The sequence below is a fragment of the Variovorax sp. GW821-FHT09B01 genome (assembly GCF_059418345.1).
This window is the reverse complement of sequence record NZ_JBWKPQ010000001.1, coordinates 1525868-1547030: the sequence shown is the minus strand read 5'-3', so window position 1 is coordinate 1547030 and position 21163 is coordinate 1525868. Positions and strand designations below refer to the sequence as shown.

The window sequence follows — 21163 nt, the reverse complement described above, 5'->3', positions numbered from 1 at the left end:
ATCTCCTTCACAGACACCAGCCCATGAAACGCAAGGGTGCTTGCGTCTATCTGCATGTCTTCCAGCCTTGGAGAATCCGTTGAGTCCATTGATTGCCAGCCGTACTTCGCTTGCCACCTCGCTCATGCGAGCAGTTCATTCGCGCGTCGACCCTGCGCCACTTTTTAACGATACGTGGGGAGACCGCCTTGTTCCGGCGTCGGCAAAAGCAGCCTTGCGACAGCGCGTAATTGATCGCATGGGGATACGTATCTCGGTGGAAGTCGAAGCCGGCAGTGAAGCTCTCGATCTTGGTCTTCGAACTAATGCTGCCTATGCGGACGTGATCCTTCGTTCCCGATACACGGAAGACGTACTCAAGCGCGCGGTTGCGCGCGGCGTTCTTCAATACGTCATCATCGGCGCCGGGTTCGATAGCTTCATCTGCCGTCGTCCGGCATGGGCGGAGGGCATAACCGTCATAGAAGTGGATCATCCCGCGACACAGCGCCTGAAGCGCGCACGTTTGGAAGCATGTGGCGTTACCCTTCCCCGTTCGGTGGAGTTCGTTGAAGCTGACTTGTCCATGGACGCATTGGGGACCGCTCTGGCTCGATCCTCTTTTCAAGCCGACCGCCTCACTTTTTTCTCCTGGTTGGGCGTGACGATGTATCTGACTCGGGAAGCAAACCTCAGCAGCCTTCGGTCGATCGCCACATGTGCGCCTGCGGGAAGCGAATTGGTCTTCACTTATGTTGATGAAGCCATTTTTCGTCCAGATTACCCTGTCGACGAATCGCTTCGCAGGCTTGCAAGTTCGGTGTCCGCTTCGGGAGAGGCGTTTCTATCCGGGTTTGACCCCTGCACCATTGGCGATCTTCTGCTCGATGCGAGGTTATTTCCAATCGAGGATCTCGATGGGAATCAAGTTGCTGCTCGCTACGATGCCGCGGGGCAGAACGCGTTTCGCACAGCCGCCGCAGCGCACATCGTCCACGTACGCGGAATGGGGTCGTGATCCGTCAAGAGCCGGTTGAAGAAATAGGCCGAACCAGTCTTCCATGTGCCAGGTGGTAGTCACGCGACCGTCCTTGATTGCATGGAACTCGTGCAGGTGGAAGCTCACGTGCTCCCCGGTCGCCGCTACTTCGAAGATGGAGCCATGATGCGTCCCGCTCATCTCCGAACGGAACCGATCTCGCCGGGCTCCCGCATCATGTCGTGGAGGCTGATCTTCAATTCCGGGGACGCCTGTGCAAGGCCGCGGATGATGGTCTTGAGGCCTTCTGGTCCCGCGACCTGTCCGCTCGCCCAAAAGATGTCTTTCCATTCCGGGGCGAAGGCTCGAAACTCCGGTGTGACTAGTCAATAGACCGGAAGCGCAAAGTCCTCTTCGACCTTTCGTGCCTGCGCCGCAGCGCTCGGCTTCAACAGCGCCTGGATCCGCGCGCTGCCGAAGAGCCGTTGCAAGATGCGAGCGATGGCGATCCCGAACGGCGTCTTCACGTGCATCAGTCGAATGAGCCGAGGGCTCAACTCCCGCTGTGAACGCTCGGCGTACGGTCGAAGGATGCGTTCATAGGTATGGAAGGCTTCGGCGTGGGTCGAGCGTTGCTTGATCTCCCCAGCCAGGACGTAGGCTCCAACGAGCGCGAGGGCCGTGCCCTTGCCCGTGAACGGCGTTGGGCAATGCGCCGCGTCGCCCAGCAAGACCAGCCGGCCTTTCGACCAGACCGAAGCTTGTACCTGGCTCATCGGCCCAAAGTAGAAGTCCTGTACCGTGTCCAGCTCATCGACGATGCGATCGGCGACGGTGCCTCGGCCTTCCAGCGCTGCGCGAAGCATGTCCCGCCGAGACCGCGACGACGGCCTTTGCGAGTCCGGCGCACTGACCGGAAAGGTGAGCAGCACCGTGGTCTGCGTCGGTCCTCCAGGCCTGAGGTTGATCATTGTTCCGCCGATACCGTTGACGGAGCAGGCCCACAGATCGTCTTCCGGACGCCGGGGAATCTTGAAGAACGCCATGTAGGCGCCGAGATGGCGCAATCGCGTCTCCTGCGCGAGGACCAGATCCCTTGTCGACGAGCTCAGTCCGTCCGCGCAGATCACCAGCTCGAACACTTCCGTCGAGCCATCGATGAAGGTCACCCGCGCGCCATCTCCAATTTCTTCGATAGCGCTGACGGAGGTGCCGAAGCGGTATTCGCAGGCGCCGCGGGTTGCATCGAAAAGCACACGTGCGAAGTCGCCTCGGAGGATTTCGAAATCGCTGGTCAAGCTGCCGAAGCCCCCTTTGGGAAAGACAGCCACCACCTTGCCGGCCTCGTCCAGCCACTTCTGTCCGCACTCCTGCGTGTTGCGAGCCTCGATCTGCGCCGTCAAGCCCATGCGCTCTATGACCTGCTGTCCGGCACCCTTCACGTCCACGTTCTGCCCACCATCCCTGAACCCACCGGCCTTTTCGACGACGACCACGGAGAAACCGTGCTGGCTCAGCCACCAGGCACACGCCGGACCGGCGATCCCGCCGCCACATATCAAGATTTTCTTCCTCGGGTTCATGGTGACTGTTCTCTTGGTTGCGATAACAACCAACACGTTATGTGGACCGCCACCTGGCCACAAGGATCCGACATGCCATGATCTATTGAATTCTTGCCACACGGGTCCAGCGCCCTTCAGAGTTCCCCGATGCCTGTTTTCAACGATGCTTCTTCAGTCGATTGGGAGGATCCTGACCTCGTTCCACGACCGGTGATCACGATCGGCGCCACGGGCGTGGACATGTCGGCGGCAGCAGCCGAGGACGACTCGCATCTGGTCGACAGCCGCAAGGAAGCGAACTTCCACCACCATCGAAAAGGCCAGTTCCTGCTGTGGATGCGCGGCGTGCTCACCTGCGAGGTCGCCGGCGGCTTGTGGCTTGTGCCACCAGGAAGCGCCATCTGGGTACCCGGCGGTGTGGAGCATCGAATGGAGGTGGCCGGCACGGTCGAGTGCTATGTCGTCTACGTCGATCCCGCGGTGGGCGGCGAGTTGCCGCGAGACTGCTGCACCTTGTCGACGACACCGCTGCTGCGTGAGTTGGTGATCCGGTCAGCGGCATTGCCCATGCGTTACGAGGAGGGAGGCATGGCATCGAGGGTGACGACGCTCCTGCTCGACGAAATGGCCTTGGCGCAGCCCGGTCGGGTTCATCTTCCTCTGCCGACGGACAAGCGACTTCGCAAACTCGTCGAGTGGATCATGGCGAATCCGTCCGATCCCGGGAGCATCGATTCCTGGGCGCACCGAATGGATATCGGTCCACGCACCCTCTCACGCCTGGTGTCCCGAGAAACCGGCATGAGTTTCGGACGCTGGCGCAGGCAGCTTCATATTCTGTTGGCCCTGCAATGGATGGCCAAGGGGGCGACGGTCCAGGATGTCGCGGATGGATTGGGCTACCAGAATGCGAGCAACTTCGTGGTCATGTTTCGAAAAGTGCTTGGACAGACACCGGGGCGCTACTTGCAATCGAACGATTGATGCCATGAAGCCGGTTGGTGATCTTTCGTGTCTCCCGATCTCACGTTCGTTCACCCGCATTCGCAAGCCCAGCGTCATTCCTCACCTCCAAAAGCCACTCACTGAACTGCGCAAGCGCCGGCAAGCCCGCGCTGTGCTCCGGATAGCACAGCTGATACGACCGCCCCGTCGCCGACTCGATGTCCGACAGCGCCACCAGCTGCCCCGCATCGAGCGCTGCGCGCACCATGAAGGCCGGCAGCAACGCCACCCCGATGCCCGCGATCGCCGCATGCAGCGACATCGACAGCAGGTCGTAGCTCGGGCCCGCATGCAGCTCGGGCAGGACCTCGTCGGCACCCGCAGCCTGCCGCAGCCACAGCGCCCAGGCGCCGGGCAGCGAGCTGTTGTGGATCAGCGTGAGTTCGGGCGGCGCCTGCCGCAACACGGTGGCGAAATCGTTGCCGCTCCAGCGCGTCGCCAGGGCGGGGCTGGCATAGGGCCGCACAGTCAGGTCGAGCACGGGGATGGCATGCAGGCCCGGCACCGGCGCACCCACCACCATGATGGCCGCGTCGATCCGGCTCGCGGTGAAATCGACCGGACCGAGGTAGGTCGAGAGGTCGAGCGTGATGTGCGGATGCGCGTTCACGAAACCCGACAGCCGCGGCGCGAGCCAGTAGTTGCAGAACGAGGAGGGGGCGGAGAGCTGCAGGCGGCCGCCGCGGCCCTGGTGCAGCGCGATGTCGGTGGTGGCGCGCTCGAGCCGCAGCAGCAGGGGCCGGACCTCGGCCAGGTAGGCCTGCCCCGCGGGCGTGGCCACCAGCGATTCGCGCCGGCGTTCGAGCAGTTGCGCGCCGAGCCGCTGCTCGAGGCCGATGACCTGGCGGCTGATGGCGCCCTGCGTGAGGTTGAGCGCCTTGGCGGCACGCGTGAAGCTGCCCAGCCTTTCACTGGCTTCCAGGCATTGCAGCGCGATGGTGGAGGGGAGGCGAAGCGGCATCAGCTTTTTGCATGCGAGCAGGAGTTATTTTCGATTGTGGCGCTCGCCGGGGGCGTCGATCCTCGGGCATCGTGCTTTCTGGAAGGATGCAAGCCATGTTGGAGACCGGGATCGATCGCGGCCGGCGCCGCGCGCTGCTGTCGGCGGCCGCGCTGGCGGCCGGTTCTTGGCGCAGCGCGCGCGCCGCCGCCTACCCCGATCGGCCGCTGCGCTTCGTGGTGCCCGGTGGGGCCGGCGGCGCGCCCGACCTGCTGTGCCGCGTGATGGGCGCGGCGCTGGCCAAGGGGCTCGGGCAGGCAGTGGTGATCGAGAACCGGCCGGGCGCGGGCGGCATCGTCGGCATCTCCGAGGTGGCGCGCGCGGCGCCCGACGGCTACACGATCGGCTATGCCAACGTGGGCACGCTCGCGATCAACAAGTCGCTCTACGCGAGGCTGCCCTACGACCCCGACCGGCAACTCGCGCCGGTCGCGATGACCGGCTTCGTGCAGAACGCGCTGGTGGTGCGCAACGAGTTGCCGGTGAAGACCGTCGCTGAACTGATCGCCCACCTGCGCGCGCATCCCGGCAAGCTGACCCTGGCCTCGGCCGGCAACGGCACCACCAGCCATCTGGGCGGCGAGCTGTTCAAGAGCATGACGGGCACCTTCATGCTGCACGTGCCCTACCGCGGCAGCCTGGCGGCGATCCAGGACCTGATCGGCGGCGGGGTCGACGTGATGTTCGACAACCTGTCCTCGATCAGCCCCTTCATCGCCTCGGGCCGGGTGCGCGCGCTGGCGGTCACGGGGGCTCATCGCTCGCCGCTCTTTCCGGCGCTGCCGACGGTGCAGGAGGCCGGCGTGCCGGGATACGAGAGCGTGGCCTGGGGCGGCGTGGTGGTGCCGGCGGGCACGCCCGCCGAGGTGGTGGCGCGGCTCAATGTCGAGTTCAACGCGATGATGAACGACGCCGAGGTGCGCGAGCGGCTCGCGCGGCTGTCGCTCGAGACCGCGAGCGGGCCGCCCGAGCGGCTGTTCGAGCTGGCGCGGCGCGAGACGCCGGTGTGGGCCGCGGTGATCCGGCGCGCGAACGCCCGCGTCGACTGATGCCGCCGCTCGACCTGGTCATCGAGGGCGGCGACGTCATCGATGGCAGCGCGGCGCCGCGCGTGCGGCAGGACGTGGGCGTGCGCGGTGGCGTGATCGAGCGCCTGGGCGACCTGCGCGCCGTGTCCGCGCACCGGCGCATCGACGCCCGCGGCCGCATCGTCGCGCCCGGCTTCATCGATGCGCATGCGCACGACGACCGGCTGCTGCTCGAGCCGCCCGCCGACCGCCATCCGAAGCTGATGCAGGGCGTGACCACCGTGGTGGCCGGCAACTGCGGCTGGAGCCTGGCGCCGCTGCGCATTCCCTTCGAGCGAGTGCCGCCGCCGCTGCGCGAATTCATCGGGCGCGACGACCGTCGCTTTGCGCGCTTCGGCGACTACCTCGCGGCGGTGCGCGGGATCGGTCCCGCGACCAACGCGGCCTTCCTGGTCGGCCACACCACGCTGCGCGCGCAGCATGTGCAGGACCTGGATCGCGCCGCCACGCCCGCCGAGACCGCGGCCATGGCGCGCGAGGTCGAGGAGGCGCTCGAGGCGGGCGCGATCGGCCTGTCGACCGGCGTCTTCTATGCCCCGGCGCGCGCCGCCACGGCGCACGAGATGACGGCGGTGGGCGCGCCGCTGCGCGCGCACGGCGGCCTGATCGCGATGCACATCCGCGACGAGTCCGATGCGATCGACGAAGCGCTGCACGAGGCGCTCGGCGTGGGCCGCGCGCTCGGCGTTCCGCTCGTGATCTCGCACCACAAGCTCACGGGCCTGTCGAACCACGGGCGTTCCGCGTCCACGCTGCGCCTGCTCGCGCGGGCCGCAAAGGGGCAGCCGGTGTGCATCGACTGCTATCCCTATGCCGCTTCTTCCACCCTGCTGATCCCGGCGCGCGTGAGCCAGTCGGCGCGCGTGCGCATCACCTGGTCCGAACCGATGCCGCAGCACACCGGGCGCGAGCTCGCGGACATCGCCGCCGAGATGGGCCTGGGCCTCGAGCAGGCCGCGCAGCGCCTCTGCCCGGCCGGCGCGGTCTACTTCTCGATGGACGAGGCCGACGTGCAGCGCATCCTCGCGGCGCCCGGCACCATGGTCGGATCGGACGGGCTGCCGAACGACGTGCAGCCGCACCCGCGGCTGTGGGGCGCCTTTCCGCGCGTGCTGGGCCACTATGCGCGCGACCTCAAGCTGTTCGCGCTCGAGACCGCGGTGCACAAGATGACCGGCCTGCCGGCCGCGCGCTTCGGCCTCGTGGGCCGCGGCCGCATCGCGGCGGGCTGCGCGGCCGACCTCGTGGTCTTCGATGCCGCGCGCATCGCCGACCGCGCGAGCTACGACGATCCGCTGGCCGCGCCCGCCGGCATCGACGCCGTGCTGGTCAACGGCCGCGTGGCCGTCGCGCACGGCGTGCTGATGGACGCACACGCGGGCATGGTGCTGCGCCGCGGCTGAAACGCGGGGCCGCGGCCCCGCCCTCCGGCCGCGTGCCACCTCAGTGGTGGTCATGCCCATAGCCGCTCGCGACCTCGCCGCATTCGTGCGGCGTGGTCCGGCACAGGCGCTGGTAGGCCAGCACCGTCCTGCGCCGCTCGGCCAGCGCGGCCGGGGTGCGGAACGGCGCGAGGATCTCCGCGAGCGAGTAGCTCACGCCGTTCTTCACCACGTAGCGCACGTCGGCCGCGGCCTTCAGGTCCTGCAGCGGGTTGCCGCGCACGATCGACAGGTCGGCCAGCTTGCCCACCTCCACCGTGCCCAGGTCCTTGTCGACCAGGCTCATGCGCGCGGCATTGACCGTCACGTCCTGCAGCACCTGCAGGTTCGAGTTGGTCAGCGCGGCGGCGCGCATGTTGTTGTGCAGCGCGATGCCCGGCGGCACCAGCGGCGAGTCGGTGCCGATGGCGATCATCGCGCCGGCCGTGCGCAGCTTGCTCACCTGGTCCTCCTGCAGTCGCGCGCTGGCCACCGCCGCTTCGGTCGGCGGCTGCGGATTGCTGCGCAGCACATCGAGGAAGTTCGGCGAGGTCAGCAGCTCGAAGCGGTCGCCGCCGGTCAGGTCCGCGCCGACGAAGGGATAGGCGAACAGGGCGGTGTGGATCAGCCGGAAGTCGCCCTTGCCGTGCAGGTCGTAGGCGTCCTGGTAGGTGGTGCCGCCGGCCGAGCGCGACCAGCCGTAGCCCAGGCGCTGCGGTGCCGAGAGGTGCGTGGTCTCGGCCAGGCCCGAGGCCGCGCCCGGCGACAGGTTGTGCGTGCCGCTCGGGATGCCGATGTCGAGCGCCGCCTGCGCGATCTTGTGCATCAGCGGGATCGGGGCGCGCATGTAGGCCTTGAGGTAGTCCACGCCGAGCGTGCGCACCTTCGCGATCTCGAGGTCGGCCGCCTCGGGCGTGCGCACGCTGCGCGCGAAGCTCCAGGTGATGCGGTTGCCGTCCCACAGCGGCGGCGAGACGAACAGGCGCGGGCCCAGCAGGTTGCCGGCCTCGAGTGCCTCGCGCATCTCGATGCTTTGGTGCAACGGCCCGCCGACCGATTGCGTCGAGGTGACGCCGTAGGCCAGCATCGAGGCCGAGCCCTGGCCGTACTGGCCGCCCTGGTAGAGCGTCAGCGGATGCGAGTGGGCATCCCACAGGCCGGGCATCACCGTGAGGCCCGAGGCATCGATGTATTTGTCCGCGGCCTTGGCCACCGCCTCGTCGTGCGGCTGGATCGCGGTGATGCGGTTGCCCTTGATCACGATGTCGACGTCGTTCTGCAACTGGCCGTCCTTGCCGCTCCACAGCTGGCCCGCGCGCACCACGGTCGTGCCCTGGGACGCTGCCTGCTTCCACGTCAGGCTCACGGGCACCTCGGTCGCGCCCGCGCCATCGGCGCCGATGGTCTTGAGCTTGTCCGCGGCCTTGTAGAGCAGCGTGCGCGAGTCGCCGGCCCACGAGGGCAGGTCGGCGGCCTCGGTGGTGATGGCCTTGGCGGGGCCGTCTGGCGAACCGTCGGCCTTCAGCGGCATCACGTGCAGCACCGAGTCCATCACGAAGGCCACCTTGCTGCCGTCGGGCGAGACCACGGCCGCGCCTTCCTCGCGGTCCGAGATCTGGCGCGGCGCGTCGCCCACCGGGTAGAAGGTGCCGCTCTTGGTACCGAGGTCGATCACGCGCAGCTTGTTGTAGCCCTCGAAGGAACGGCTGCTGACCGAGTCGTTGTCGACCACCACGATTCGCTTGCCGTCGGGCGTCCACTGCGGCGTGCTGATCTGCGAGCCCACCGCCTCGACCACCTTCTGCGCGGTCTTCGAGGCGATGTCCCAGACCTCGAGCGTGCCCGAGCCCGTGGTGTAGGCGATGCGGTCGCCCGCGGGCGACATCTTCGGCATCACCATCGACTTGCCGGTCTGCGCGCCGAGCCGTGTGCGCGCGCGGCTCGCGATGTCGATGCGGTCGATCGCGAGCGCGCCGCCGTTGCCCTTCTCGGTCGAGAAGTAGACCGCGCTGCCGTCGGGCGTGAACTGCGGATTGCCGTCGCGGTCCTTGTCGTTGGTCAGGCGCACCGGCGTGCCGCCGATCGGCATCACCCAGATGTCGTTGAGCGCGACGAAGGCGACGCGGCGGCCGTCGGGCGAGATCACCGGGCTGCTGATGCCGCGCACCGGCTGGTCGCCGAGCACGCCGAAGCCGCGCTCGCGCGACTTGGCGAACACCGGACGGCGCACCTCGAGCGTGGCGCTGAACGGCACTTCCGCGAGGCCGTCGCCGCCCGCGTTGCGGATCTTGATCTTGCCGTCGGCCGTGTAGAGGAAGCGCCCGCCGGGCAGCCAGCGCGGCGGGAAGGCGAACATGTCCTCGTTGGGCGCCACCACCTCCTTGCCGGCGACCACGATCGACTTGGTCGTGCCCTGGTAGGCCAGGCCCGAGCCGTCGGGCAGCCACACCGGCAGCACGCCGGGGCCGACGAGTTTCGGTGCCTCGGTGCTGCCCATCGGCTGCGTGAAGATGCGCCGCGCGCTGACGAACGCGAGCTGCGTGCCGTCGGGCGAGACCACTGGGTTGCTCTCGGTGCCCGCGCCCTGCGTGAGTGCCGAGTACTTGCGCGAGCCCAGTTCCACCTGCCAGATCTTGTACTGGCGGTCCTGGCTGCGGTCGGAGGCGAAGACCAGCGTGCGGCCATCGGGCGTCCAGGCCGGCTCGCGGTCGTCGAACGCGCCGCTGGTGATGCGCGTGAGGTCCGCGCCATTGGGCCGCACGGTCCAGATGTGGAAGTTGCCTTCGGCGTCGTAGTTCTGGAACGCGATGCGGCTGCCGTCGGGCGACCACACCGGCGAGGTCGGCTCCATGTCCCAGCCCGTGATGCGCGTGGCCTTGCCGCCGCCGATCGGCACCACCCACAGCACGCCCTGCGCGGTGAAGGCCACGCGCTGGCCATCGGGCGAGGGCGCGGCCGCCATGTTGGTGCCCTCGTGGAACTCGATCGCGACGTCCTTGGTGCTGCCCTGCAGCGTGCTCAGCGACTGGATCGTCACGGGCGGTTCGTTGTTGCCGCCATCGCCACCGCCCGTGCCGCCGCCGCCCGCGATCGGCAGGAAGCCGCTGCCGCCACCTCCGCCGCCGCCGCAGGCCGTGGCCAGCAGCGCGGCCACGGCGACGGCGGCCAGCGCATGGCGCCGCGGTCGTGATGAAGAGGGATGCGAAAACGATGGGCGTGACGAAGCCAACGCTGCCTGGCGCTTGTTCATGGTCTGTCTCCAATGAGGTGTTATTGCGGTCCGCGGATGCGGCCGATCTGCACATCGGCGCGATCGCCAATGTCGAAACCAGTGTTGGAAATCTTCCTTACCGATTACTTACCCTGGCCCTCTGTACAGGCGTGCATCGGCCCTGACGCGGGTCGATTTTTTTGCATGGCGCCATGAGGGTTTGGCATTCGCGAAGCTGCGTTGCCAATTCGGATCGGTGAATTGCGCGCAACCATGCTGCAATGGCGCAATGAATTGACGCAGTAAATTGGCGCGATGACGCGCGCCAATTCAAGGAGAGGGCGGCATCAAAGCGGAGCCGCCACGCCCATCCACTCGCGCAACACCTCGTCGGTGTGCTCGCCCAGGCGCGGCGCCATCGCGCCGGCGGCCAGCGGGGTGCGCGTCCATTGCACGGTCGGCGACAGGCCCCGGTACCAGCGGCCTTCGGCATCCTGGTAACGATGCACGACGCCGCGCTCGGCGCTCTCCAGCGAATCGATCAGTTCGCCGATTTCGGGGCAGGCGGCCACGGGAATGTCCGCGTCCGCCAGCAATTGCAGCCAGGTTGCAGTGCCGCGCGTGGCGAGCCGGCTCTCGACATAGGCATACACGGCATCGATGTGCTTCGTGCGGTTCGCCATGCTGCGAAAGCGCGCATCGCGGTCCCAGAGTTCGCCGTCGCCCACGAGGCGCATGAACGACTCCCAGTGGCGGTCGGTGTAGACGATGGTGCAGATCCAGCCGTCGACCGTCCGGTAGGGCCGGCGGTAGGCCGACAGCAGGCGCGGGTTGCCGGCCTGCGCGGCATCGTTGGCCGCGAAGGTGGCGGCGCCCAGGTGGTCGCCGAGCATGAAGGAGGCCATGGTCTCGTACATCGGCACCTCGATGTACTGGCCTTGCTCGGCCCGGCGCTGCTGCAGCAGCGCGGCGAGCACCGTCTGCACCACGTACAGGCCCACCGTCTTGTCCGCGATGTTGAGTGGCAGGTAGCGCGGGCGTCCGTCCGCCGCGCGGGCCACCAGGCCCGGCAGTCCGACCATGCCCTGGATCAGGTCGTCGTAGGCCGGCTTGCCCGCGTCGGGGCCGTGCTCGGCGAAGCCGGCCAGGAAGACGTAGATCAGCCGCGGGTTGTGGCGGCGCAGGGTGTCCCAGTCCAGTCCCAGTTTGGCCAGCGCCTTCTTGCGCATGTTGGTGACGAACACGTCGCTGGCCTGCGCGGCACGCGCGATCACCTCGCGCGATTCGGGCTGCTTGAGGTCCAGGCAGACGCTGCGCTTGCCGCGGTTGAGGTTCAGGTAGACCGGCCCCATGCCCGGTTCGAGGTGCGGGCCCATCTCGCGCATGATGTCGCCCTCGGGCGGCTCGAGCTTGACCACGTCGGCGCCGTACTCCGCCAGCATCTGGGTCGCGAACGGACCCATGATCACGCTGGTGAGGTCGAGGATCCGGATGCCGGACAGCGGCAGTCCGGCGTTGCGCGTCGCGGCGGTCGTCATTGGGCCTCGATGCCGGCCTTCTTGACGATGTCGCCCCACTTGCGGATCTCGCTCGCCACGTAGCGCCGCGTCGCGGCCACGTCCATGGTGCCCGGCGTGGTCGCCTGCTCGTCGAGCGTCTTGCGGAAGCCGGGCTCGCCCATCGATTGCAGCGCCAGCGCATTGAGCTTCTCGAGGATGGCCGGCGGCGTGCCCGCGGGCGCGTAGAGCCCGATCCAGATCTCGGTCTCGTAGCCGGGCACGCCCTGCTCGGCGATGGTCGGCACCTCGGCCAGCGTGGGATTGCGTTCGCGCGTCGAGACGCCGATGGCGCGCAGGCTGCCGGCCTTCACGTACTTCAGCGCGCTCAGGCCGTCGACGAAGGAAGCCTGGATCTGGCCGCCGAGCAGGTCGTTGACCGCGAGCGCCGTGCCCTTGTAGGGCACGTGGATCAGCGGCGCGCCGGTGCGGCTCGCGAGCAGCTCGCCCGACAGGTGCGTGGTGCCGCCCGTGCCCGAGGAGCCATAGGTGACGCCCTTGTTCTTGCGCGCGTAGTCCAGCAGCTCGGGCACCGTCGCCACCGGCAGCGACGGGTTCACCAGCAGCACGTTGGGCGTGCGCGCCAGCATGGCGATGGGCGCGAAGTCCTTCTCGGTGTCGTAGGGCAGGTTCTTGGTGATCGAGGGGTTCACCACGTGCGCCGTGGTGGTGATCAGCAGCGTGTAGCCGTCGGGCCTGGCGCGCGCGACCCGGGTCGCGCCGATCACGCCGCCGGCACCGGGCTTGTTGTCGACGATGGCGGTCTGCCGCAGCCTCTCCTGCACCGTCTTCGCGAATTGCCGGGCCAGGATGTCGGTCATGCCGCCGGCCGCGAAGGGCACCACCAGCGTGAGCGGTTGCGAGGGATAGTCGTCGGCATGCGCGGCGCCGAGGGCGAAGGGCAGCGCGAACAGGGCGCACAGGGCGCGGCGCAGGGGCTTGAACTTCATGGTGTCTCCTTGGATGTCTCGTGGGCTCGCCGGTGCCGTCTCAGCGGCGTTTCCGGTTCGCGAGGAAGGCTTCCATGTAGCGCTTGGGCTCGTCGCTGTCGTAGGCGCTCACGAGGCCGGCGATGCCGACGTTGATGGCTTCCTGCAGCGGCATGCGCTCCCAGTCGCGGATCAGCTTCTTCTGGATGCGCATCGCGAGCGGGCCGTTGGCCTCGATCTCGGCCTGCCAGTGCGCGAGGGCGGCATCGAGGCCGTCGTCGCCCGCGACGTCGGTGATCAGGCCCCAGTCGAGCGCCAGCGCGGCCGGGATGATGCGGCCGCTGAGCAGCAGGTCGCGCGTGCGCGTGGCGCCGATCATGCCGGGCAGCATCGCGCCGTGGATCACCGAGGGCACGCCGAGCTTGACCTCGGGCATGCCGAACCTGGCGTCGTGCGCGGCCAGCTTGATGTCGCAGACGGCGGCCACCTCCATGCCGGCGCCCAGGCAGTAGCCCGAGATCACCGACATCGTGGCGAAGGGGACGTCGCGGATGGTCTCGCACAGCCGCCACACGCTGCGGATGTAGGCATCGATGTCGCGCCTGGAGGCGTCCTTCAGGAACTTGATGTCGGCGCCGCCGAGGAAGGCGCTGTCGCCGCCGCGGATCACGAGCAGCTTCGTGGTCTCGTCGGCGGCCAGTTCCTGCAGCGTGTCGGCGTAGATGTGGGCGGCGTCCCCGGTCAGCAGGTTCAGCCGGCCGTTGTCGAAACGGACCGTGACGACGCCTTCGGCGGTGCGGGCGACATGGCATTGGGGACAGGTGTCGGAGGGATGCATGGGATGTCTCTGGTCTGTGTGAGCCGGCGCATCTTGCGCGGCGAAGTCCCATGCCACAATGGAATTTTTCTACTGCATTCAGTAGAAGATGGAATGAATATCTCCTTTCGCCAGTTGCAGGTCTTCCTCGCCGTCTACGAGGCCGGCAGCTTCACCGTGGCGGCGAACGGCCTGCACATCTCGCAGTCCGCGGCGAGCAAGATGGTCGCCGAGCTCGAGAACCAGCTCGGCATGACCCTGTTCGAGCGCACCACGCGCACCGTGGTGCCCAACGATGCGGCGCGCGAGTTCTTCGAGTTCGCCCAGGACGTGACGGCCACCATGGCGACCGCCAAGCGCAGCATCACCGAGCTGATCACGCTGGAGCGCGGCAAGGTCAGCGTGGCCGCTTCGCCGCTGATGCACTACGGCCTGCTGGCGGGGCCGATCGCGAGCTACCGCCAGCGCTATCCCGGCATCGACTTCGAGATCCACGAATGCTCGACCGACGAGACGCTGGACCGCGTGCGTTCGGGCGTGGTGGACATCGGCTTCTGCGCCACGGATTCCGAGATCAGCGGCCTCGAGGCCACCGTGGCGATCGAGGACGCGATGTATGCCATCGTCGACGACGCGCATCCGCTCGCGCGCCGGCGTTCCATCCGGGCCGCGGAGCTGCTGCCCTACAACTACATCTCGCTGCGCGATTCCTACAGCATCCGCCGCACGCTCGACCAGATCTTCGCGCGCACGCCGCTGCGCTTCGAGAACCACATCGAGGTCGGTTCGCTCACGGCGGCCCTGGGCTTCGCGCGGCAGGGCGCCGGTTTCCTGATCGTGCCGGGCTATGCCGCCGACATCGCGCAGCAGTGGGGCATGCGGCGGATCGCGATCTCCGACCTCGCGAGCTTCCGCCACCGGATCTCGCTGATCCGCCGCCGCACCACGCGGCTGTCGGTGGCCGCGCGGCATTGGCTCGCGGTGTTGCCGCAGAGCTTTCCGTTGCTGAAGTGAGCGGGCGCTCGCGCGCTTCGATGCCGACGGCGCCGAGCGTCTGTTTATAATAATAGTTCTCATTTGCATCGTAGGGCCCAGCGTCCTCTCTTGTGTAGACAGTCTCGCCATGGGTCCGCGCGCCACGCCAATGCAAGCCGTCGAAGCCTTCTATGCCGACCACCACGGCTGGCTCCAGGCCCTGCTGCGCAGGAAGCTCGGCGACATCCACCATGCGGCCGACCTGGCGCATGACACCTTCCTCACGCTGGTCGCCGCGCCGTCGAAGGCGCAGCAGCTGCACGAGCCGCGCGCCTACCTGCGCACCGTCGCGCACGGGCTGCTGGTCGATCACTTCCGCCGCCGCGCGCTCGAGCAGGCCTATGTCGAGCAACTGGCCGCCATGCCCGAGCCGCTCGCGCCCTCGCCCGAGGACCGCCTGCTCGTGATCGAGGCGCTGCACCGCATCGATGCCATGCTCGACGCGCTGCCCGCGCGCACGCGCACCGTGTTCCTGCTGTCGCAGCTCGAGGGCCTGGGCTACGAGGAGATCGCGCAGCGGCTCGAGGTGTCGGTGCGCACCGTCAAGCGCGACATGCGCACGGGCTTCGCTCAATGCATCGCCTCGATGCTTTGAACCCCACGCGCCCGCGCGGCGACGACCCGGTGGTGCTGCAGGCCGCGGACTGGCTCGTGAAGCTGCATGCCGGCGAGATGGACGAGGCCGGGCACCGCGCCCTGCATGCCTGGCGCGCGCAGGCGCCCGAGCACGAGCGCGCCTGGCAGGCCGCCGACGAACTGGCGCGCACCTTCGGCCGCGTGCCGACGGGGCTCGGCGTGCCCACGCTCGAGAGCGCGCGCCGCCTGCGCCGCCGCGTGCTGCTGCGCTCCACGGTGCTGCTGGCCACCGGCGCGCCGGCCGCCTGGCTGGCCTGGCGCACCTGGGGCGTCGAGCTCGCGGCCGAGTACCGCACGGCCGTCGGCGAGCGGCGCGGCTTCGTGCTGGCCGACGGCACCCGGCTGCTGCTCGACACCGGCAGCGCGGCCGACGTGGTGTTCGACGAGCGCGAGCGGCTGGTGCTGCTGCGCGCGGGCCGGATCCTGGTCGAGACCGGCCATGCCGCCGGCCTGCCCGAGCGGCCGTTCTTCGTGCAGACCGCGCAGGGCCGGGTGCGCGCGCTCGGCACGCGCTTCACGGTGCGTGGCGGCGACGAGCGCACGCGCGTCGCGGTGCTCGAGCACGCGGTCGAGATCGCACCGCGCGCAACCGACGCGACCCGCGTCGTCGTGCGCGCCGGCCAGGAGGTCGACTTCACGCGCGACGCCGCCGGCGCGCCGCGCGCCATCGCGGCCGGCGCCGATGCCTGGTCGCAGGGCGCGCTGGTGGCCGACCGGCAGCGGCTCGAGGATTTCCTCGCCGAGCTCTCGCGCTACCGCCCCGGCGTGCTGCACTGCGCGCCCGAGGTCGCGAACCTGCGCATCTCGGGCGTGTTCCAGGTCGCCGACACCGACCAGGTGCTCGCCACCCTGGCGCAGACGTTGCCGGTGCAGGTCCGTACGCGCACGCGCTACTGGGTCACGGTCGGGGCGCGCGCACCGGAGTAAGAGCGGCCGGCGCGCGCATCGCGGTGCTGCGTGTCCCTTTTTCGGCGCTCGTTCGACAAGTCAGAAAGCAACACCTTTTCACCGACTTGCCGACCGGACCCGCCATGCCTTCCTCCTTCGCTTCGCGCCATCGCTTCACCGCCATCGCCTTCGCCGCGGCGCTCGCCGCCGCGCTGCCGCCCGCCATCGCCCAGGCCGCCGACGCGCCCGCCAGCCAGGCGATCGCGCCCGGGCCATTGAGCCAGGCGCTCTACGGCTTCGCGAGCGCGAACGGCATCACGCTGTCCTTCGATCCCGCGCTGACCGAGGGCCTGCGCTCGCCCGGCCTCGAAGGCGGCCAGGGCATCGAGCAGGGCCTGCGGCGTTTGCTGGCCGGCAGCGGCCTCGAGGCGGTGCCGGTCGCGCCCGGCAACTACCGCCTGCGCAAGGCGGTGGCCGATGGCGCCGCGGCATCGGGCGACGGCGGCCTGGCCCCCGTGGTGGTGACCGCGCGCGGCGAGCGCAGCGCGCTCACCGAAGGCAGCGGCTCCTATGCGGCCCGCGCCGTGACCGTGGCCGGCAAGACGCCCACGCCGTGGAAGGACGTGCCGAACTCGGTCTCGGTCATCACGCGCCAGCAGATGGACGACCAGAACATGACCACGGTCGAGGACGCACTGCGCCAGACCGTCGGCGTCACCGCCATTCCCTACGGCGACGGCACCGCCTATTTCCAGTCGCGCGGCTATGCCTCCGAGGTGCAGTACGACGGCCTGCCGTTCAACAACGGCATCCAGTACCTGCGCCAGTTCGACCTCTCGATGTACGACCGCGTCGAGGTGTTCCGCGGTCCCGCCGGCGTGCTGCAGGGATCGGGCACGCCGGCCGGCACCGTGAACCTGGTGCGCAAGCGGCCGCTGGCCGAGCCCGCGATCTCGGGCCTGCTGTCGGCCGGCTCGTGGAACCAGCACCGCGGCGAGATCGACATCAGCCGCCCGCTCAACGAAGCCGGCACGGTGCGCGGCCGCGCGCTGCTGTCCTCCGAGGGCGGCGACAGCTTCCGCACCCAGGGCACGAGCCGCCACACGCTGGGCTATGCGATCGTCGAGGCCGACCTCGGGCCGCGCTCGACGCTGAGCCTGTCGGGCAGCGTGCAGCCGCAGCACGACCGCGGCATCGACTACGGCCCGGGCACCTACACCAACGGCAGCTTCCTCAACGCGCCGCGCAAGACCTTCTTCGGCACCGACTGGAGCGGCAGCTCCGGCACCGCCAAGGAGGTCTATGCCGAGTTCGTGCACCGCTTCGACGACGACTGGGTCGCGAAGGCCGCCTACATCCGGCGCAGCATCGACGGCGACTCGCGCTACGGCTACATCAACGGCCTGGTGCGCCTCGACAACCGCGCGGCCTACACGCTGCAGGCGCAGAGCGGCGAGACCACCTGGCAGGGCCTGGACCTGAACCTCGCGGGCAGGTTCAGGCTGTGGGGCCGTAAGCACGACCTGCTGATTGGCGCCAACCACTCGAAGCGCGACGAGACCTCGCTCTCGGGCTCGGTCGGCATCCCGCAGGTCGACATCTACAACCTCTACGTTCCCGACCGCCCGATCCCGTTCCGCTTCGGCAGCAACACGCGCAGCGAGCAGAGCGGCCTCTACGGCCAGACGCGGCTGCGGCTCGCCGATCCGCTCACGCTGGTGCTCGGCGGCCGCGTGAGCCACTACCGCAGCGAGAGCCAGACGCTGCTGCCCACGCCCGGCGCATGGAAGAGCGACGCCGGCGGCGTGAATCACAAGTTCTCGCCCTATGGCGGCCTGGTCTACGAGCTGCGGCCCGACATCTCGGTCTACGGCAGCTACAGCGACATCTTCATTCCGCAGACCCAGCTCGCGGTCGGCAACGCCGCCTTGCTGCCGCGCGTGGGCCGGCAGTTCGAGATCGGCACCAAGGGCAGCTTCATGGACGGCCGGCTCAACGCCTCGCTGGCCGCCTTCCGCATCGAGGACCGCAACCGCGCCGTCACCGATCCCGACAACCCCGGCTTCTTCGTCGCCGAGGGCAAGGTCCGCAGCCAGGGCTGGGAGGCCGAGGTCTCGGGCAGCCTCGCGCGCGGCTGGGACCTCTACGCGGGCTACACCCGGCTCGACACGCGCTACGCCGACGACCCGAGCAATGCCGGCAAGCCCTTCTCGAGCGAGGAGCCCAGGCACACCGTCAAGCTCTGGACGCGCTACGAGTTCCAGCAGCCTTCGGTCGCGGGCCTGCATGTGGGTCTGGGCGTGCGCGCCGTCAGCAAGACCGACCGCGGCGCGGCCGTGCAGGGCGGCTATGCCGTGGCCGATGCGCAGGTCGGCTACCGCTTCAACAGGAACCTGTCGCTGACGCTCGACGTGCACAACCTGTTCGATCGCGTCTACTACGCGCGGCTGCCTTCGCGCTTCTACAGCGTGTATGGCGATCCGCGCAATGTGCGGCTGACCTTGCGCGCGAGCTACTGAGGTCGCGCGCGGATCCGGGGCGCGGGGACGGCGCAGAATGCCGGGCTTCCGATCGCAGCCGATTCCCCGTTTCCATGCACGACCGCTTCCTCGACGACATCCGCCGCAACCCGAACAACCGCGCCATCCTCGAGCGCTGGGATGCGTTGGCCTTGCCCGACGGCTGGCTGGTCGCGGGCTGCCTGTTCCAGACCGTCTGGAACCTGCGCTCGGGCGACGCGCCGGCGTCGCGGATCAAGGACTACGACCTGTTCTACTTCGACGCCGAGGACCTGAGCCAGGCCGGCGAGGCGCGCGTGCAGGCGCGCGCCGATGCGCTGCTCGGCGACCTCGGCATCGAGGTCGAGGTGGCGAACCAGGCGCGCGTGCATCTCTGGTACGAGTCGCACTTCGGCGAGCGCTACGAGGCGCTGCACAGCGCGCGCGATGGCATCGACCGCTTCCTCGTGCCCGCCACCTGCGTCGGCGTGCGGCCCGGCGAGCTCTATGCGCCGAACGGGCTGGAACTGCTGTACGAGGGCGTGCTCACGATGAATCCGCTGGTGCCGCACCGCGAACTGTTCGAGCGCAAGGCGGCCTCGTACCGCGCGCGCTGGCCGTGGCTGCGCATCGAAGCCTGAGCGATGCGCTAACATCCGGCCCGCGGTTGCAAGCCGCGCCCGGGCCCGCGGGAAGGGTTGAACCCACTTGCCTTCGCACGCTGAGCAACCAGCAGTCCTTTGTGCAGCCGAATTTGCGGGTCTTCGGCGTCGATGCACGGAGGTTCCTGTGAAGCGCATCCCCCCTCGGCCCGACCTGGGCCATCTCAAGAAGCAAGCCAAGACGCTGCTGTCGTCCTACCGCCAGGGCGACGCGGCGGCCATCGCGCAGTTTCGCGCGCACCTGCCGGCCGCGGCCGCAAGGAGCGACGCGGCCATCGCCGCGATGGACCTGCGATTGCACGACGCGCAGTCGTGCATCGCGCGCGAATACGGCTTCGTCTCCTGGCCCGACCTGCAAGGCTTCGTGCTCGCGCGCCAGGCGGCCGTGGCCGATCCCGCGAAGGCGCTGCGGCATTGGCTCGGCCTGGTCTATGCGGGCGACGTGGCCGGCGGCACCCACCGCGCGCGGCCCGCGGTGGCCGAGCGGCTGCTCGCCGAAACGCCGCAGCTGCTGGGCGACGATCCCTGGCTCGCCTGCGCCATCGGCGACGAGGCCGCGCTGCGCGCCGCGATCGCGCGCGATCCCTCATGGGTGCATCGCGCGGGCGGACCACTGAAGCTGCCGCCGCTGGTGGCCGTCACGCACTCGGCCTTCCTGCAATTGCCGGCGTACCGCGAGCGCATGCGCGCCTGCGTGCGCCTGCTGCTCGCGGCCGGTGCGCAGGCCGACCAGTCCATCGGCAACCGCTGGCCGCCCGCGTCGCTGGCCACACCGAACGAAGACGAGCGGCTGAGCGCGCTGTACGGCGCGGCCGGCCAGCAGCGCGATCCCGAGACCACGCGGCTGCTGCTCGATGCCGGCGCCGATCCCAATGACAACGAGTCGCTCTACCACTCGCTCGAGAACCGCGCCTGCACCGCGCTGCTGCTCGCGGCGGGTGCGCGCGTGACCGGCACCAACGCGCTCTACCGCGTGCTCGACCTCGACGATGTCGAGGCGCTGAAGCTGCTGCTCGCCCATGGCGGCGATGCCAACGAGGGCGCCGGCAGCGCGCCGACCCACGAGTGGGGCACGCCGCTGCTCTGGGCGATCCGCCGCCGCCGTTCGCCGGCCCACATCGAAGCCCTGCTGGCCGCGGGGGCCGATGCGTCGGTGCGCACGCGCGAAGGCATCGATGCGCGCACGCTGGCGCTGCGCTTCGGGCTGGTCGAGGTCGCGCGCCTGCTGGCAGGCATCGGCGTCGACGCGCAGGGCTCGCCGCAGGAGGCCTTCATCGCGGCCTGCGCGCGCGCCGACGAGCCGGCGGCCCGCGCACTGCAGGCCGCGAACCCCGGCCTCGTCGACACGCTGTCCGCGTCGCAGCTTCGCCTGCTGTCCGAACTCGCGGCGCAGGAAGGCTGCGGCGATGCGGTGCGCACCATGGTGCGTTGCGGCTGGCCGATCGCCGCGCGCGGCGGCGACTGGGATGCCTCGGCCCTCAACCAGGCCGTGTTCCGCGGCGACGCCGCGCTCGCGCGCTTCCTGCTCGAACACGGCGCGAGCTGGACCGAGAAGCACGGCTATGGCGACAACGCCATCGGCTCGCTGTCATGGGCCTCGTACAACCAGCCCACCGAAGACGGCGACTGGCTCGGCTGCGCCGAGGCGCTGGTTGCGCACGGCATGCCGACCGCGCAGCCCGATCCGGCGAGTGCCGATACCGTGCTGATCGATGGGCAGCGCAAGGCGTTCTCGGAGGAGGTGACGGAGTTTCTGCTTGGCGCAGCGCCCTCGTCGGCCTGACCATTCGCTGCGCGCGAGCGGCCGGACCGCTTCGCGCGCAGCCACCCGACCGGTGAAAAGGATCGGGAACGAGACGGCTTCGATGGGTGGCGGCTATTAGAAATTTCTTAC

At 69.1% G+C, this 21163-nt stretch carries 16 protein-coding genes and 1 pseudogene; 10 read left to right on the top strand and 7 right to left on the bottom strand.

Annotated features, from left to right (window positions below):
• The first annotated feature begins 79 nt into the window (after nucleotides 1-79).
• The gene (locus AC07RV_RS06800; protein ID WP_296786827.1) at nucleotides 80-997 is read left to right on the top strand and encodes a class I SAM-dependent methyltransferase; all 918 of its coding nucleotides are present in this window, start codon (nucleotides 80-82) and stop codon (nucleotides 995-997) included.
• Nucleotides 998-1072: 75 nt separating this feature from the next.
• Here AC07RV_RS06800 and AC07RV_RS06795 read toward each other — a convergent pair.
• Nucleotides 1073-1159 (bottom strand): annotated as a pseudogene (locus AC07RV_RS06795) (ester cyclase); the annotation flags it as partial.
• 185 nt (nucleotides 1160-1344) lie between these two features.
• The gene (locus AC07RV_RS06790) at nucleotides 1345-2541 is read right to left on the bottom strand and encodes an FAD-dependent monooxygenase (protein ID WP_296786823.1); all 1197 of its coding nucleotides are present in this window, start codon (nucleotides 2539-2541) and stop codon (nucleotides 1345-1347) included.
• A 129-nt stretch (nucleotides 2542-2670) separates the two neighbouring features.
• On the opposite strand from AC07RV_RS06790, the gene AC07RV_RS06785 reads away from it, so the two are divergent.
• Nucleotides 2671-3507, top strand: coding sequence for an AraC family transcriptional regulator (locus AC07RV_RS06785; protein WP_296786820.1), 837 nt, complete (start codon nucleotides 2671-2673; stop codon nucleotides 3505-3507).
• Nucleotides 3508-3547: 40 nt separating this feature from the next.
• Here AC07RV_RS06785 and AC07RV_RS06780 read toward each other — a convergent pair whose 3' ends face one another.
• Nucleotides 3548-4489, bottom strand: a complete 942-nt coding sequence (locus AC07RV_RS06780; protein ID WP_296786817.1) for a LysR substrate-binding domain-containing protein — start codon at nucleotides 4487-4489, stop codon at nucleotides 3548-3550.
• Nucleotides 4490-4584: 95 nt separating this feature from the next.
• Between AC07RV_RS06780 and AC07RV_RS06775 the strand changes: the two genes are divergently transcribed.
• Nucleotides 4585-5577: a Bug family tripartite tricarboxylate transporter substrate binding protein gene (locus AC07RV_RS06775; RefSeq protein WP_296786814.1), complete on the top strand. Its 993-nt coding sequence runs from the start codon at nucleotides 4585-4587 to the stop codon at nucleotides 5575-5577.
• Entirely contained in the window at nucleotides 5577-7019 is a 1443-nt protein-coding gene (locus AC07RV_RS06770) for an N-acyl-D-amino-acid deacylase family protein (protein ID WP_296786811.1), read from the top strand. The genes AC07RV_RS06775 and AC07RV_RS06770 overlap by 1 nt, the downstream gene beginning before the upstream one ends.
• Nucleotides 7020-7059: 40 nt before the next feature.
• Here the strand turns inward: AC07RV_RS06770 and AC07RV_RS06765 are convergent, their stop codons facing one another.
• The 4 genes from AC07RV_RS06765 to AC07RV_RS06750 form a co-directional block, all read right to left on the bottom strand.
• Entirely contained in the window at nucleotides 7060-10287 is a 3228-nt protein-coding gene (locus AC07RV_RS06765; RefSeq protein ID WP_296786807.1) for an amidohydrolase family protein, read from the bottom strand.
• Between the two features lie 308 nt (nucleotides 10288-10595).
• A complete protein-coding gene (locus AC07RV_RS06760; RefSeq protein ID WP_296786804.1) occupies nucleotides 10596-11786 on the bottom strand; it encodes a CaiB/BaiF CoA transferase family protein in 1191 nt (396 codons plus the stop codon).
• Complete coding sequence (locus AC07RV_RS06755; RefSeq protein ID WP_296786801.1) at nucleotides 11783-12754, bottom strand: Bug family tripartite tricarboxylate transporter substrate binding protein; 972 nt, start codon at nucleotides 12752-12754, stop codon at nucleotides 11783-11785. Before AC07RV_RS06755 ends, AC07RV_RS06760 begins: the two co-directional genes overlap by 4 nt.
• Before the next feature lie 40 nt (nucleotides 12755-12794).
• The gene (locus tag AC07RV_RS06750; protein ID WP_296786798.1) at nucleotides 12795-13571 is read right to left on the bottom strand and encodes an enoyl-CoA hydratase-related protein; all 777 of its coding nucleotides are present in this window, start codon (nucleotides 13569-13571) and stop codon (nucleotides 12795-12797) included.
• 93 nt (nucleotides 13572-13664) lie between these two features.
• On the opposite strand from AC07RV_RS06750, the gene AC07RV_RS06745 reads away from it, so the two are divergent.
• From AC07RV_RS06745 to AC07RV_RS06720, 6 genes are all read left to right on the top strand, one after another.
• Nucleotides 13665-14564 (top strand): LysR family transcriptional regulator, encoded by a 900-nt coding sequence (locus tag AC07RV_RS06745; protein ID WP_177239412.1) that lies wholly within the window; start codon nucleotides 13665-13667, stop codon nucleotides 14562-14564.
• 130 nt (nucleotides 14565-14694) lie between these two features.
• Entirely contained in the window at nucleotides 14695-15180 is a 486-nt protein-coding gene (locus AC07RV_RS06740; protein WP_281078368.1) for a sigma-70 family RNA polymerase sigma factor, read from the top strand.
• Nucleotides 15159-16148 (top strand): FecR domain-containing protein, encoded by a 990-nt coding sequence (locus tag AC07RV_RS06735; RefSeq protein ID WP_296786792.1) that lies wholly within the window; start codon nucleotides 15159-15161, stop codon nucleotides 16146-16148. The genes AC07RV_RS06740 and AC07RV_RS06735 overlap by 22 nt, the downstream gene beginning before the upstream one ends.
• Before the next feature lie 104 nt (nucleotides 16149-16252).
• Nucleotides 16253-18628 carry a TonB-dependent siderophore receptor gene (locus tag AC07RV_RS06730; RefSeq protein WP_296786789.1) on the top strand — a complete coding sequence of 792 codons (2376 nt, stop codon included), beginning with the start codon at nucleotides 16253-16255 and terminating at the stop codon, nucleotides 18626-18628.
• A gap of 74 nt (nucleotides 18629-18702) precedes the next feature.
• Entirely contained in the window at nucleotides 18703-19248 is a 546-nt protein-coding gene (locus AC07RV_RS06725) for a nucleotidyltransferase family protein (RefSeq protein WP_296786786.1), read from the top strand.
• A 148-nt stretch (nucleotides 19249-19396) separates the two neighbouring features.
• Nucleotides 19397-21052 (top strand): ankyrin repeat domain-containing protein, encoded by a 1656-nt coding sequence (locus AC07RV_RS06720; RefSeq protein WP_296786783.1) that lies wholly within the window; start codon nucleotides 19397-19399, stop codon nucleotides 21050-21052.
• Nucleotides 21053-21163: the final 111 nt, after the last annotated feature.